Source organism: uncultured Escherichia sp., assembly GCF_948475835.1.
GTDB lineage: Bacteria > Pseudomonadota > Gammaproteobacteria > Enterobacterales > Enterobacteriaceae > ECMA0423.
On record NZ_CAOLGM010000083.1, the window covers coordinates 6,868 to 20,346 of the forward strand.

Consider the following 13,479-nt stretch of genomic DNA (forward strand, 5'->3'; position numbering starts at 1 on the left):
CCATTAAAATGGGCGTTGATGGTTAAACCGGCCGGAATGTTACTGCCAACCAGCGAGTGATAACGCGCCACCGGCAGCGGGTTTGTTAATCCGGCAAACATCGCCTGACCGTCATGTTCAATGCTCGACGCTTTACCGTGAAGAATTTCGCCCGCCTGACCGACATAGCCCCCGTAAGCTTCGACAATTGCCTGATGTCCGAGGCAAATGCCAATAATGGGCAGCTTGCCACGCAAGCGGGTAAGGAGTTCCGGCATACAACCGGCTTCGCTCGGCACACCGGGGCCAGGAGAAAGCATCAGTACCGGATTGCTCATGGTCGCCAGGCGTTCAATTAAGGTCTGCGCCGGAATATGGTTGCGGTAAATCACCACGTTATGCCCATTGCTGCGCAACTGATCTGCCAGGTTGTACGTAAAAGAGTCGATATTATCGAGCAGCAGTATGTCAGCCATCAGAAAGTCTCCTGTGCATGATGCGCGGTGGCAATAGCGCGCAGTACAGCGCGGGCTTTATTACGGGTTTCGTCGGCTTCCGACTGCGGAATAGAATCAAGGACTACGCCAGCACCGGCTTGCACGGTGGCGATACCGTTTTCCACCAGCGCCGAGCGGATCACAATGCAGGTGTCGAGATCGCCATGCGCGGTGAAATAACCTACCGCGCCGCCGTAGCTGCCGCGGCGACGACCTTCCGCCTCGGCAATTAACTGCATGGCGCGTACTTTCGGCGCACCGCTTAACGTCCCCATATTCATACAGGCGCGGTAAGCGTGCAGGGCGTCGAGATCGTGGCGCAGCTCACCGACCACGCGGGAGACCAGGTGCATCACGTAAGAGTAACGGTCAACTTTGGTAAGATCGGCGACGTAGCGGCTGCCGGGGGTGCAAATGCGTGCCAGATCATTACGGGCGAGATCCACCAGCATCAGATGTTCAGAAAGCTCTTTATGATCGGTACGCATTTCCAGTTCAATACGGCTGTCGAGATCTCTGTCCAGCGAGCCATCGGCACGACGACCGCGTGGACGTGTTCCGGCAATCGGGTAGATCTCAATCTGGCGGCTGGTGGCGTCATACTTGAGCGAACTTTCCGGCGACGCGCCAAACAGGGTGAAATCATTATCCTGCATAAAAAACATGTACGGGCTGGGATTACTCTTTTTCAGCACGTAATAGGCCGCCAGCGGTGACGGGCAGGGCAGAGAGAAACGGCGAGATGGCACCACCTGGAAAATTTCTCCAGCGCGAATCGCTTTTTGCAACAAACGCACTACGCCACCGAACTCTTCATCGCTCTGATTACATTCACAACGCATATGCGGCACGGAAACCACTGGCAGCGGCGGCGCGGCTTCGGTCAGTTGCTGACGTAGTTCGTTCAGGCGAGCAGTGAGACGTTGTTTTTCTTCTTCATTCGGAGCAAACAGGCTGGCCTGAATACGGGTGCTTTTTTTCTGATGGTCAATCACCATCAGAGTTTCAGCGAGATAAAAACAGAAATCAGGGCAGTTATTTTCCGCTGACAGTTGCGGTAAATCTTCAAATCCCGCCACAAGGTCATAAGAGAACAGGCCGCCGAAGAACATTGCTTCTCGTTCTTCCTTCGGTACATTCAACAGATTCTGCAATAAACGGAAAGCGTCAAAAACCGAAAGGGAGCATAAGCGAGCGTCTTCATCCAGCAGTGGACTGACAGGGGGGAAGCGCAGCACACGGCAGTTTGGTGATTGTTCATTTTCCACACCCGCAGGCAGGGCGTTATCCAGTAGTGTCAGCAGGGCTTCGCCGTTGCCGGAAAGTGCCTGAATTGTGACAGTGTCACCTAATGCTGTAATGCGCAGCGCACTGTCTACCAGTAGCAGGCTTTTTAAATCATCTTTGCTGTCGATATCTGCGGATTCCAGCAGCAGCGTTGCCGGACGATCCCCACACAACTGGTGAAAAAGCGCGGTGGGATTGTCGCGATAAGCGCCTTCGCAGGTTAGCAGTTCGAGAGTCGGTTTTTGTGTTTGCATTGTTATTCTCTAATTTTGTTCAAAAAAAAGCCCGCTCATTAGGCGGGCTGGGTATCTGATTGCTTTACGCATGGTGAATACACTGCCCGTTTCAGGAAGTGCGCCACCAAGCTTTCAGTACGAAAATTGCTTTCATTGTCGATACCCTTTTTACGTGAACTTGCGTACTAGTTAACTAGTTCGATGATTAATTGTCAACAGCTCATTTCAGAATATTTGCCAGAACCGTTATGATGTCGGCGCAAAAAACATTATCCAGAACGGGAGTGCGCCTTGAGCGACACGAATTATGCAGTGATTTACGACCTGCACAGCCATACCACAGCTTCCGATGGCTGCCTGACGCCAGAAGCATTGGTGCACCGTGCAGTCGAGATGCGCGTCGGCACCCTGGCGATCACCGACCATGACACCACAGCTGCAATCGCGCCAGCAAGAGAGGAAATTTCACGTTCGGGACTGGCGTTGAATCTTATTCCCGGCGTGGAAATTTCCACGGTCTGGGAAAATCATGAAATTCATATTGTCGGGCTGAATATTGATATTACTCATCCGCTAATGTGTGAGTTCCTCGCGCAGCAGACAGAACGGCGCAATCAGCGGGCGCAGCTGATTGCCGAAAGACTTGAAAAAGCGCAAATACCTAGGGCGCTGGAAGGCGCACAACGACTGGCGCAGGGCGGCGCAGTGACGCGCGGTCATTTTGCGCGTTTCCTTGTTGAGTGCGGCAAAGCCAGTTCAATGGCGGATGTCTTTAAAAAGTATCTGGCGCGCGGGAAAACCGGATACGTTCCGCCACAGTGGTGTACAATAGAACAAGCTATTGATGTCATTCATCATTCTGGCGGTAAGGCGGTGCTAGCTCATCCTGGGCGGTACAATCTTAGTGCTAAATGGCTGAAAAGATTGGTTGCGCATTTTGCCGAACACCACGGTGACGCGATGGAAGTCGCGCAGTGCCAGCAATCGCCCAATGAACGTACCCAGCTGGCGGCCCTTGCGCGTCAGCATCATTTATGGGCATCACAAGGATCTGATTTTCATCAGCCATGCCCGTGGATCGAACTGGGTCGTAAACTCTGGCTGCCCGCAGGCGTTGAAGGCGTCTGGCAGCTATGGGAACAGCCGCAGAACACCACAGAGAGGGAATTATGAGCCAGTTTTTTTATATTCATCCTGATAACCCACAGCAACGTCTGATCAACCAGGCGGTGGAGATCGTGCGTAAAGGCGGGGTGATTGTTTATCCAACTGATTCCGGCTATGCGCTCGGCTGTAAAATTGAAGATAAAAACGCGATGGAGCGTATTTGTCGTATTCGCCAGCTGCCGGACGGTCACAACTTTACCCTGATGTGTCGCGATCTTTCTGAACTCTCGACCTATTCATTTGTTGATAACGTTGCGTTTCGTTTAATGAAAAACAACACGCCGGGCAACTATACCTTCATCTTGAAGGGGACGAAGGAAGTGCCACGCCGTCTGTTGCAGGAAAAACGCAAAACCATCGGTATGCGTGTGCCTTCTAACCCGATTGCGCAGGCGTTGCTTGAAGCACTGGGCGAACCGATGCTTTCCACTTCGCTAATGCTGCCAGGCAGCGAATTTACCGAATCCGATCCCGAAGAAATTAAAGACCGTCTGGAAAAACAGGTAGATTTGATTATTCACGGCGGTTATCTCGGGCAGAAACCAACAACGGTTATTGATCTTACCGATGATACGCCGGTCGTGGTGCGTGAAGGCGTAGGTGATGTGAAGCCTTTCTTATAAGTGCGTAACTCTGTATACTACGCGGCCTTAAAATGGCGCTATACGGCGCCATTGATTCTCCTGTTCGACGCCTGTGAAGGCGACACTAAAAGGAAGCTCTATGAGCGAAAAATTACAGAAAGTGCTGGCCCGCGCTGGCCACGGCTCCCGCCGTGAAATCGAATCTATTATTGAAGCCGGTCGTGTGAGTGTTGATGGCAAAATTGCTAAACTCGGCGATCGCGTTGAAGTTACCCATGGGCTGAAAATTCGTATCGATGGTCATCTGATTTCGGTACGTGAGTCCGCTGAACAAATTTGTCGCGTTCTGGCCTATTACAAACCGGAAGGTGAGTTGTGTACCCGTAACGATCCGGAAGGGCGTCCGACAGTGTTTGACCGTCTGCCAAAGCTGCGTGGCGCACGCTGGATTGCCGTAGGTCGTCTGGACGTTAACACCTGTGGTCTGCTGCTGTTCACCACCGATGGTGAACTGGCAAACCGTTTAATGCATCCAAGCCGTGAAGTTGAACGTGAATACGCCGTGCGTGTATTTGGTCAGGTTGACGACGCGAAACTGCGTGATTTGAGTCGTGGCGTGCAACTGGAAGATGGTCCGGCAGCTTTTAAAACCATCAAGTTCAGCGGCGGCGAAGGGATCAACCAGTGGTACAACGTGACTCTGACCGAAGGCCGTAACCGTGAAGTTCGTCGTCTGTGGGAAGCGGTTGGTGTGCAGGTGAGCCGCCTGATCCGTGTTCGTTACGGTGATATCCCACTGCCAAAAGGTCTGCCACGCGGTGGCTGGACGGAGCTGGACCTCGCCCAGACTAACTATCTGCGCGAACTGGTGGAGCTACCGCCAGAAACCAGCTCTAAAGTCGCTGTAGAAAAAGACCGTCGTCGCATGAAGGCGAATCAGATTCGTCGTGCGGTGAAACGTCACAGTCAGGTGAGCGGCGGTCGTCGTTCTGGCGGACGTAATAACGGTTAATCAAAGTATGCCGGACGTCATATCCGGCATTTTTACAGATTAGTAATCAATCCCTATCTGCGCTTTTACACCGGCATCAAACGCATGTTTGACGGGGCGTAATTCACTTACCGTATCTGCCAGTTCAAGAATATCCCGATGACAACCACGACCCGTGATAATCACCGTCTGTTGATGTGGACGTTCATTTAACGCCTGCACCACTTCTTCCAGTGGCAAATAGTCATACGCCACCATATACGTCAGTTCATCAAGCAAAACCATATCCAGTGAGGAATCAGCAAGCATCCGCTTTGCATGTTGCCAGACTTCGCGGCAGGCGGCGGTATCAGACTCGCGGTTTTGTGTATCCCAGGTAAAGCCCGTTGCCATCACCTGAAACTCAACGCCATGTGGCTCCAGCAGATTGCGTTCGCCATTAGGCCAGGTGCCTTTAATAAACTGCACGACGCCTACTTTTTTTCCGTGACCAACTGCGCGTGTTGCCGTACCAAATGCCGCGGTGGTTTTGCCTTTTCCATTGCCGGTAAAGACGATGATAATACCGCGTTCATCCTGGGCCTGGGCCACACGAGCATCTACTTTTTCTTTCACTCGCTGCTGACGCTGTTGGTAGCGTTCATCACTCATTGGGAAATTCCTGGTTTACGGCCCGGTTGGGCGTCAAAGGTCATGCCGGTTTTACGGCGGCTGTCATCGCCCATCAGCCAGAGGTAGAGCGGCATGATATCAGCGGGTGTTTTAAGTTTCTGTGGATCTTCGGTCGGGAAGGCGCTGGCACGCATTGCGGTGCGCGTACCGCCTGGGTTAATGCAGTTGACACGCAGGCGCTGCTGATATTCATCGGCCAGTACCTGCATCATCCCTTCGGTGGCAAATTTCGACGCTGCATATGCACCCCAGTTAGCTCGTCCCTGACGTCCAACGCTTGATGAAGTAAAGACCAGTGAACCGGCGTCCGATTTGAGTAATAAAGGAAGCAGCGCCTGGGTGAGCAAAAAGGTGGCATTAACGTTGACCTGCATGACGTCCTGCCAGACCTGCGGATTTTGTTCGCTCATTGGGCAAACATCGCCGAGCAATCCGGCATTATGCAAAACACCATCCAGACGCGGATAATTAACGGTAATGCGCTGTGCCAGTTGTTGGCAATCTTCGGACGTGCAGGTCAGCAAATCGAGAATAAACCACTGTGGCTGACGTCCAGTTTCTTCGTTTATGTGGCTGGCTACCTGACGTAATTTTTCTTCATTACGGCCCAACAGAATCACTGTCGCACCATAGCGTGCATACGTCATCGCGGCTTCACGGCCAATCCCATCGCTGGCTCCCGTCACCAAGATAATGCGATCATTGAGTAAATCTTGTTTTGGCTGGTAATGCATGGCTACTCCTCAACGACGTTGTCTGTCGCGCTGCCAGTGTACTTTATGACTTTGGGGCTTTATGCCTGAAACAGAAGGGCATTTCAATCAGCCTGGGGCGATAACACCGCAAAATGGATACTTTGTCATACTTTCGCTGCAATAACATCTCTGCGAGACGGCTTAACATGCCTGTTGTAAACTGTGAGCCAAAGCGTTGTTTAACCAAGGTGGGGACTCGTGGAATTGTTGTCTGAATATGGTTTGTTTTTGGCGAAAATCGTTACCGTTGTGCTAGCGATTGCGGCGATTGCCGCCATTATTGTCAATGTTGCTCAACGTAATAAACGCCAGCATGGCGAGTTACGGGTCAACAATCTCAGCGAACAGTATAAGGAGATGAAAGAAGAACTGGCCGCGGCGCTGATGGACTCACATCAGCAAAAACAGTGGCACAAAGCGCAGAAGAAAAAGCACAAGCAAGAAGCGAAAGCAGCAAAAGCGAAAGCCAAACTGGGCGAGGTGGCAACTGACAGTAAACCTCGCGTCTGGGTGCTGGATTTTAAAGGCAGCATGGACGCCCATGAAGTGAACTCGCTACGTGAAGAGATAACGGCGGTACTCGCAGCATTCAAACCGCAGGATCAGGTTGTGCTCCGTCTGGAAAGCCCTGGTGGCATGGTGCATGGTTACGGGTTGGCGGCTTCGCAGCTGCAGCGTCTGCGTGATAAAAACATTCCTTTAACTGTTACGGTAGACAAAGTCGCTGCCAGCGGCGGTTACATGATGGCCTGTGTGGCGGACAAAATTGTTTCCGCACCGTTTGCTATTGTGGGTTCCATTGGGGTGGTGGCGCAAATGCCCAACTTTAACCGCTTCCTGAAAAGCAAAGATATTGATATCGAACTGCACACTGCCGGGCAGTATAAGCGTACTCTGACCTTGCTGGGTGAAAATACCGAAGAAGGGCGGGAGAAATTCCGCGAAGAGTTGAACGAAACGCATCAGTTGTTTAAAGATTTTGTGAAGCGTATGCGTCCGTCTCTGGATATTGAACAGGTGGCAACGGGTGAACACTGGTACGGACAACAGGCGGTAGAGAAAGGCCTGGTTGATGAAATCAACACCAGTGATGAAGTTATTCTTAGCCTGATGGAAGGCCGTGAAGTGGTTAATGTACGCTATATGCAGCGTAAACGACTCATTGACCGATTCACCGGCAGCGCGGCAGAGAGCGCCGATCGATTGTTGCTACGCTGGTGGCAGCGGGGTCAAAAGCCATTGATGTAAAAGACAAACGCGAGGCTAAGACCTCGCGTTTTGCTTTAATCAACCAGATGATATTTTTCTGAAAGCACATGGGCCAGGTGTTTGAACATATTAAACACCGCGGTGCTTTTGGCTGTTGGCAATCCTTGTTCATCTAAAAAGTAGTCGCCGGTAAATACCAGCACGCCATTACGCTGCGTGACGCCGGTGGCTTCAATCCCTGCGAGCGTATCCTCATGCTCACGAATGATTTTGTTGGCCTCTTTCAACAGCGTTTCGCGGTCGATGGGTTGTGTCTCTTTGTTCATTATTTACTCCTTAAACAAGGACATTAGTCTACGCCAGGCATGGCTTGCAGACAAATATACCACGCTGGTGGCAAGAGCGCCTTACTGGTAACTTTGGATTTTGCATGCTAATAAAGTTGCGTATCGGATTTTATCAGGTACAGTGTGACGCTTTCGTCAATCTGGCAATAGATTTGCTTGACATTCGACCAAAATTCCGTCGTGCTATAGCGCCTGTAGGCCAAGACCTGTTAACTCAGTCACCTGAATTTTCGTGAACAGAGTCACGACAAGGGGTTGATATCCGCAGAGAACGAGTCCATATCGGTAACTCGTTGCCAGTGGAAGGTTTATCAACGTGCGACGCATTCCTGGAAGAATCAAATTAGGTAAGGTGAATATGGGTAAAGCTCTTGTCATCGTTGAGTCCCCGGCAAAAGCCAAAACGATCAACAAGTATCTGGGTAGTGACTACGTGGTGAAATCCAGCGTCGGTCACATCCGCGATTTGCCGACCAGTGGCTCAGCTGCCAAAAAGAGTGCCGACTCTACCTCCACCAAGACGGCTAAAAAGCCTAAAAAGGATGAACGTGGCGCTCTCGTCAACCGTATGGGGGTTGACCCGTGGCACAATTGGGAGGCGCACTATGAAGTGTTGCCTGGTAAAGAGAAGGTCGTCTCTGAACTGAAACAACTGGCTGAAAAAGCCGACCACATCTATCTCGCAACCGACCTTGACCGCGAAGGGGAAGCCATTGCATGGCACCTGCGGGAAGTGATTGGGGGTGATGATGCGCGCTATAGCCGAGTGGTGTTTAACGAAATTACTAAAAACGCGATCCGCCAGGCATTTAATAAACCGGGTGAGCTGAATATTGATCGTGTTAATGCCCAGCAGGCGCGTCGCTTTATGGACCGCGTGGTGGGGTATATGGTTTCGCCGCTGCTATGGAAAAAGATCGCTCGTGGTCTGTCTGCCGGTCGTGTGCAGTCGGTGGCGGTTCGCCTGGTGGTCGAGCGTGAGCGTGAAATTAAAGCGTTCGTGCCGGAAGAGTTCTGGGAAGTCGATGCCAGCACGACCACGCCATCTGGTGAAGCGTTGGCGTTACAGGTGACTCATCAGAACGACAAACCGTTCCGTCCGGTCAACAAAGAACAAACTCAGGCTGCGGTAAGTCTGCTGGAAAAAGCGCGCTACAGCGTGCTGGAACGTGAAGACAAACCGACAACCAGTAAACCTGGCGCTCCTTTTATTACCTCTACGCTGCAACAAGCTGCCAGCACCCGTCTTGGATTTGGCGTGAAAAAAACCATGATGATGGCGCAGCGTTTGTATGAAGCAGGCTATATCACTTACATGCGTACCGACTCCACTAACCTGAGTCAGGACGCGGTAAATATGGTTCGCGGTTATATCAGCGATAATTTTGGTAAGAAATATCTGCCGGAAAGTCCGAATCAGTACGCCAGCAAAGAAAACTCACAGGAAGCGCACGAAGCGATTCGTCCTTCTGACGTCAATGTGATGGCGGAATCGCTGAAGGATATGGAAGCAGATGCGCAGAAACTGTACCAGTTAATCTGGCGTCAGTTCGTAGCCTGCCAGATGACCCCAGCGAAATATGACTCCACGACGCTGACCGTTGGTGCGGGCGATTTCCGCCTGAAAGCACGCGGTCGTATTTTGCGTTTTGATGGCTGGACAAAAGTGATGCCTGCGTTGCGTAAAGGCGATGAAGATCGCATCTTACCAGCAGTTAATAAAGGCGATGCTCTGACGCTCGTTGAACTTACACCAGCCCAGCACTTTACCAAGCCGCCAGCCCGTTTCAGTGAAGCATCGCTGGTTAAAGAGCTGGAAAAACGTGGTATCGGTCGTCCGTCTACCTATGCGTCGATCATTTCGACCATTCAGGATCGTGGCTACGTGCGAGTAGAAAATCGTCGTTTCTATGCGGAAAAAATGGGCGAAATCGTCACCGATCGCCTTGAAGAAAATTTCCGCGAGTTAATGAACTACGACTTTACCGCGCAGATGGAAAACAGCCTCGACCAGGTGGCAAATCACGAAGCAGAGTGGAAAGCTGTACTGGATCACTTCTTCTCGGATTTCACCCAGCAGTTAGATAAAGCTGAAAAAGATCCGGAAGAGGGTGGTATGCGCCCGAACCAGATGGTTCTGACCAGCATTGACTGCCCGACTTGTGGTCGCAAAATGGGGATTCGCACAGCGAGCACCGGGGTATTCCTTGGCTGTTCTGGCTATGCGCTGCCGCCGAAAGAGCGTTGCAAAACCACCATTAACCTGGTGCCGGAAAACGAAGTGCTGAACGTGCTGGAAGGCGAAGATGCTGAAACCAACGCGCTGCGCGCAAAACGTCGTTGCCCGAAATGCGGCACGGCGATGGACAGCTATCTCATCGATCCGAAACGTAAGTTGCATGTCTGTGGTAATAACCCAACCTGCGACGGTTACGAGATCGAAGAGGGCGAATTCCGCATTAAAGGTTATGACGGCCCGATCGTTGAGTGTGAAAAATGTGGCTCTGAAATGCACCTGAAAATGGGGCGTTTCGGTAAATACATGGCCTGCACCAACGAAGAGTGTAAAAACACACGTAAGATTTTACGTAACGGCGAAGTGGCACCACCGAAAGAAGATCCGGTGCCATTACCTGAGCTGCCGTGCGAAAAATCAGATGCTTATTTCGTGCTGCGTGACGGTGCTGCCGGTGTGTTCCTGGCTGCCAACACTTTCCCGAAATCGCGTGAAACGCGTGCGCCACTGGTGGAAGAGCTTTATCGCTTCCGCGACCGTCTGCCGGAAAAACTGCGTTATCTGGCCGATGCGCCACAGCAGGATCCGGAAGGTAATAAGACCATGGTTCGCTTTAGCCGTAAAACCAAACAGCAATATGTCTCTTCGGAAAAAGACGGAAAGGCGACTGGCTGGTCAGCATTTTATGTTGATGGCAAATGGGTTGAAGGAAAAAAATAACCTTTAATTCTGTCAGGTTTTTATAAACAAAGGGTCGCGAAAGCGGCCCTTTTTTATTGCATATTATTTTTTCTTCACACCTATACACTAAGGCTATAAATGATATAGTGGTTATAGTTAGCACCTTTTTTATTATTAAATCGTATTAGTCACCCGCCAGGTGTGACGAAAAAACGATGTTCTGATGGCGTCTAAGTGGATGGTTTAACATGAAATTACAACAACTTCGCTATATTGTTGAGGTGGTCAATCATAACCTGAATGTCTCATCAACAGCGGAAGGACTTTACACATCACAACCCGGGATCAGTAAACAAGTCAGAATGCTGGAAGACGAGCTAGGCATTCAAATTTTTTCCCGAAGCGGCAAGCACCTGACGCAGGTAACGCCAGCAGGACAAGAAATAATTCGTATCGCTCGCGAAGTCCTGTCGAAAGTCGATGCCATAAAATCGGTTGCCGGTGAGCACACCTGGCCGGATAAAGGCTCGCTGTATATCGCCACCACGCATACCCAGGCACGCTACGCGTTACCAAACGTTATCAAAGGCTTTATTGAGCGTTATCCCCGCGTTTCTTTGCATATGCACCAGGGCTCGCCGACACAAATTGCTGATGCCGTCTCTAAAGGCAATGCTGATTTCGCTATCGCCACAGAAGCGCTGCATCTGTATGAAGATTTAGTGATGTTACCGTGCTACCACTGGAATCGGGCTATTGTAGTCACTCCGGATCACCCGCTGGCAGGCAAAAAAGCCATTACCATTGAAGAACTGGCGCAATATCCGTTGGTGACATATACCTTCGGCTTTACCGGACGTTCAGAACTGGATACTGCCTTTAACCGCGCAGGGTTAACGCCGCGTATCGTCTTCACGGCAACGGATGCTGACGTCATTAAAACTTACGTCCGGTTAGGGCTGGGGGTAGGGGTCATTGCCAGCATGGCGGTGGATCCGGTCGCCGATCCCGACCTTGTGCGTGTTGATGCTCACGATATCTTCAGCCACAGTACAACCAAAATTGGTTTTCGCCGTAGTACTTTCTTGCGCAGTTATATGTATGATTTCATTCAGCGTTTTGCACCGCATTTAACGCGTGATGTCGTTGATGCGGCTGTCGCATTGCGCTCTAATGAAGAAATTGAGGTCATGTTTAAAGATATAAAACTGCCGGAAAAATAATTTCTTGCGTTATTTTCGGCACCTTTTATGTAGCGAAGGTGCCGGAATATATTCTCTTTTGTTACTTATTTCTATACCGTGCACAATATTTTTATCCCTCATATTTATAGGGTAAATTACCTGTAAAGTAGTGTCTAATTACCCGCCTCGCAAACTCCAGTTTTCAAATATCTATTTCAGGTCAAAAGATTGAATTATTCACTGGAGACGATTCGTAAATTCGCTGGATTTTTGACTAAAGTTTCTTTAGGATTTGTCTCATCGTATGATTAATTACACCAATCGTTCAACGTCTTGCTGATAAGTGATGGCGATTATATGAGGTTAGCAATGCCTTCTGGAAATCAGGAACCCCGCCGCGATCCTGAATTAAAACGTAAAGCCTGGCTGGCGGTTTTTCTTGGTTCTGCACTTTTCTGGGTGGTTGTCGCACTGCTGATTTGGAAAGTGTGGGGATAACTATGGTCGGTCAGGAGCAACTGGAGTCGTCACCATTATGCCAGCATAGTGACAATGAAACAGAAACGAAACGGGAATGTTCCGTCGTTATTCCAGACGACTGGCAACTAACATCGCAGCAGCAAGCCTTTATAGAACTGTTTGCTGAAGATGATCAGCCGAAACAATAATTATCATCATTCTTATTACCCATTTTTAATGAATTAAAGGGCTTTTAATACACCGCAGCAATAACAGCTTGAGTTATCTCAACACAAAATAATAACCGTTAAGGGTGTAGCCTATGATCAACACAAATATGAAATATTGGTCCTGGATGGGCGCGTTTTCTCTGTCGATGCTCTTCTGGGCCGAACTCCTCTGGATCATTACTCACTGATCCTTGACCCCGCTGCGGCGGGGTTGTCATTTGCTTTGCCACAAGGTTTCTCCTCTTTTATCAATTTGGGTTGTTATCAAATCGTTACGCGATGTTTGTGTTATCTTTAATATTCACCCTGAAGAGAATCAGGGCTTCGCAACCCTGTCATTAAGGAGGAGCTATGTCGTCAACCCTACGAGAAGCCAGTAAGGACACGTTGCAGGCCAAAGATAAAACTTACCACTACTACAGCCTGCCGCTTGCTGCTAAATCACTGGGCGATATCACCCGTCTGCCCAAGTCACTCAAAGTTTTGCTCGAAAACCTGCTGCGCTGGCAGGATGGTAACTCGGTTACCGAAGAGGATATCCACGCGCTGGCAGGATGGCTGAAAAATGCCCATGCTGACCGTGAAATTGCCTACCGCCCGGCAAGGGTGCTGATGCAGGACTTTACCGGCGTACCTGCCGTTGTTGATCTGGCGGCAATGCGCGAAGCGGTTAAACGCCTCGGCGGCGATACTGCAAAGGTTAACCCGCTCTCACCGGTCGACCTGGTCATTGACCACTCGGTGACCGTCGATCGTTTTGGTGATGATGAGGCATTTGAAGAAAACGTACGCCTGGAAATGGAGCGCAACCACGAACGTTATGTGTTCCTGAAATGGGGAAAGCAAGCGTTCAGTCGGTTTAGCGTCGTGCCGCCAGGCACAGGCATTTGCCATCAGGTTAACCTCGAATATCTCGGCAAAGCAGTGTGGAGTGAATTGCAGGACGGTGAATGGATTGCTTATCC

General features: G+C 50.4%; 15 protein-coding genes, 1 pseudogene and 1 other annotated feature (1 of these 17 only partly in view). Of the genes and pseudogenes, 10 read left to right on the plus strand and 6 right to left on the minus strand.

What is annotated here, in order from left to right; genetic code table 11:
• From trpD to trpL, 3 genes and pseudogenes are all read right to left on the minus strand, one after another.
• Positions 1–455, minus strand: a pseudogene (gene trpD, locus QZF50_RS15905) (bifunctional anthranilate synthase glutamate amidotransferase component TrpG/anthranilate phosphoribosyltransferase TrpD); it reaches 1,152 nt to the left of the window's first position.
• Entirely contained in the window at positions 455–2,017 is a 1,563-nt protein-coding gene (gene trpE, locus QZF50_RS15910) for an anthranilate synthase component I (RefSeq protein ID WP_001194599.1), read from the minus strand. Before trpE ends, trpD begins: the two are co-directional and overlap by 1 nt.
• 21 nt (positions 2,018–2,038) lie before the next feature.
• Positions 2,039–2,132 (minus strand) — a sequence feature (Trp leader region).
• Complete coding sequence (gene trpL / locus QZF50_RS15915; RefSeq protein WP_001386774.1) at positions 2,109–2,153, minus strand: trp operon leader peptide; 45 nt, start codon at positions 2,151–2,153, stop codon at positions 2,109–2,111. It overlaps the preceding feature by 24 nt.
• A 137-nt stretch (positions 2,154–2,290) precedes the next feature.
• Here trpL and rnm point away from each other — a divergent pair, with 137 nt between their 5' ends.
• From rnm to rluB, 3 genes are all read left to right on the plus strand, one after another.
• Positions 2,291–3,172, plus strand: coding sequence for an RNase AM (gene rnm / locus QZF50_RS15920; protein WP_061892263.1), 882 nt, complete (start codon positions 2,291–2,293; stop codon positions 3,170–3,172).
• Positions 3,169–3,789 carry an L-threonylcarbamoyladenylate synthase gene (locus tag QZF50_RS15925; RefSeq protein ID WP_001295575.1) on the plus strand — a complete coding sequence of 207 codons (621 nt, stop codon included), beginning with the start codon at positions 3,169–3,171 and terminating at the stop codon, positions 3,787–3,789. The genes rnm and QZF50_RS15925 overlap by 4 nt, the downstream gene beginning before the upstream one ends.
• Positions 3,790–3,889: 100 nt before the next feature.
• Complete coding sequence (gene rluB, locus QZF50_RS15930) at positions 3,890–4,762, plus strand: 23S rRNA pseudouridine(2605) synthase RluB (RefSeq protein ID WP_061892264.1); 873 nt, start codon at positions 3,890–3,892, stop codon at positions 4,760–4,762.
• A gap of 39 nt (positions 4,763–4,801) precedes the next feature.
• Here the strand turns inward: rluB and cobO are convergent, their stop codons facing one another.
• Together cobO and QZF50_RS15940 are read right to left on the minus strand one after the other, a co-directional pair.
• Positions 4,802–5,392 carry a cob(I)yrinic acid a,c-diamide adenosyltransferase gene (cobO, locus tag QZF50_RS15935; RefSeq protein WP_001278906.1) on the minus strand — a complete coding sequence of 197 codons (591 nt, stop codon included), beginning with the start codon at positions 5,390–5,392 and terminating at the stop codon, positions 4,802–4,804.
• Positions 5,389–6,147 carry a YciK family oxidoreductase gene (locus tag QZF50_RS15940; RefSeq protein WP_000559281.1) on the minus strand — a complete coding sequence of 253 codons (759 nt, stop codon included), beginning with the start codon at positions 6,145–6,147 and terminating at the stop codon, positions 5,389–5,391. The genes cobO and QZF50_RS15940 overlap by 4 nt, the downstream gene beginning before the upstream one ends.
• Before the next feature lie 219 nt (positions 6,148–6,366).
• On the opposite strand from QZF50_RS15940, the gene sohB reads away from it, so the two are divergent.
• Entirely contained in the window at positions 6,367–7,416 is a 1,050-nt protein-coding gene (sohB, locus tag QZF50_RS15945; RefSeq protein ID WP_000422033.1) for a protease SohB, read from the plus strand.
• Between the two features lie 35 nt (positions 7,417–7,451).
• Here sohB and QZF50_RS15950 read toward each other — a convergent pair whose 3' ends face one another.
• On the minus strand, positions 7,452–7,703 hold the full coding sequence (locus QZF50_RS15950) for a YciN family protein (RefSeq protein WP_001031530.1): 252 nt from the start codon (positions 7,701–7,703) through the stop codon (positions 7,452–7,454).
• A 379-nt stretch (positions 7,704–8,082) separates the two neighbouring features.
• On the opposite strand from QZF50_RS15950, the gene topA reads away from it, so the two are divergent.
• From topA to QZF50_RS15980, 6 genes are all read left to right on the plus strand, one after another.
• Positions 8,083–10,680, plus strand: coding sequence for a type I DNA topoisomerase (gene topA, locus QZF50_RS15955; RefSeq protein WP_001297122.1), 2,598 nt, complete (start codon positions 8,083–8,085; stop codon positions 10,678–10,680).
• A 209-nt stretch (positions 10,681–10,889) separates the two neighbouring features.
• Entirely contained in the window at positions 10,890–11,864 is a 975-nt protein-coding gene (gene cysB / locus QZF50_RS15960; protein ID WP_000776253.1) for an HTH-type transcriptional regulator CysB, read from the plus strand.
• 318 nt (positions 11,865–12,182) lie between these two features.
• Positions 12,183–12,323, plus strand: coding sequence for a YmiA family putative membrane protein (locus tag QZF50_RS15965; protein ID WP_001300896.1), 141 nt, complete (start codon positions 12,183–12,185; stop codon positions 12,321–12,323).
• Positions 12,324–12,325: 2 nt separating this feature from the next.
• The gene (gene yciX, locus QZF50_RS15970) at positions 12,326–12,493 is read left to right on the plus strand and encodes a protein YciX (RefSeq protein ID WP_001297116.1); all 168 of its coding nucleotides are present in this window, start codon (positions 12,326–12,328) and stop codon (positions 12,491–12,493) included.
• A 113-nt stretch (positions 12,494–12,606) separates the two neighbouring features.
• On the plus strand, positions 12,607–12,702 hold the full coding sequence (ymiC, locus tag QZF50_RS15975) for a small membrane protein YmiC (RefSeq protein WP_001310756.1): 96 nt from the start codon (positions 12,607–12,609) through the stop codon (positions 12,700–12,702).
• A 163-nt stretch (positions 12,703–12,865) separates the two neighbouring features.
• On the plus strand, positions 12,866–13,479 hold a 614-nt coding region (locus QZF50_RS15980; protein WP_247075627.1), incomplete at its 3' end, for an aconitase family protein.

What these genes read in the sequence shown, in the direction of transcription:
- trpE (WP_001194599.1), bottom strand. Translation starts at nt 2,017, where the DNA reads ATGCAAACACAAAAACCGACTCTCGAACTGCTAACCTGCGAAGGCGCT.
- QZF50_RS15925 (WP_001295575.1), top strand. Translation starts at nt 3,169, where the DNA reads ATGAGCCAGTTTTTTTATATTCATCCTGATAACCCACAGCAACGTCTG.
- rluB (WP_061892264.1), top strand. Translation starts at nt 3,890, where the DNA reads ATGAGCGAAAAATTACAGAAAGTGCTGGCCCGCGCTGGCCACGGCTCC.
- cobO (WP_001278906.1), bottom strand. Translation starts at nt 5,392, where the DNA reads ATGAGTGATGAACGCTACCAACAGCGTCAGCAGCGAGTGAAAGAAAAA.
- QZF50_RS15940 (WP_000559281.1), bottom strand. Translation starts at nt 6,147, where the DNA reads ATGCATTACCAGCCAAAACAAGATTTACTCAATGATCGCATTATCTTG.
- QZF50_RS15950 (WP_001031530.1), bottom strand. Translation starts at nt 7,703, where the DNA reads ATGAACAAAGAGACACAACCCATCGACCGCGAAACGCTGTTGAAAGAG.
- topA (WP_001297122.1), top strand. Translation starts at nt 8,083, where the DNA reads ATGGGTAAAGCTCTTGTCATCGTTGAGTCCCCGGCAAAAGCCAAAACG.
- cysB (WP_000776253.1), top strand. Translation starts at nt 10,890, where the DNA reads ATGAAATTACAACAACTTCGCTATATTGTTGAGGTGGTCAATCATAAC.
- QZF50_RS15965 (WP_001300896.1), top strand. Translation starts at nt 12,183, where the DNA reads ATGAGGTTAGCAATGCCTTCTGGAAATCAGGAACCCCGCCGCGATCCT.
- yciX (WP_001297116.1), top strand. Translation starts at nt 12,326, where the DNA reads ATGGTCGGTCAGGAGCAACTGGAGTCGTCACCATTATGCCAGCATAGT.
- ymiC (WP_001310756.1), top strand. Translation starts at nt 12,607, where the DNA reads ATGATCAACACAAATATGAAATATTGGTCCTGGATGGGCGCGTTTTCT.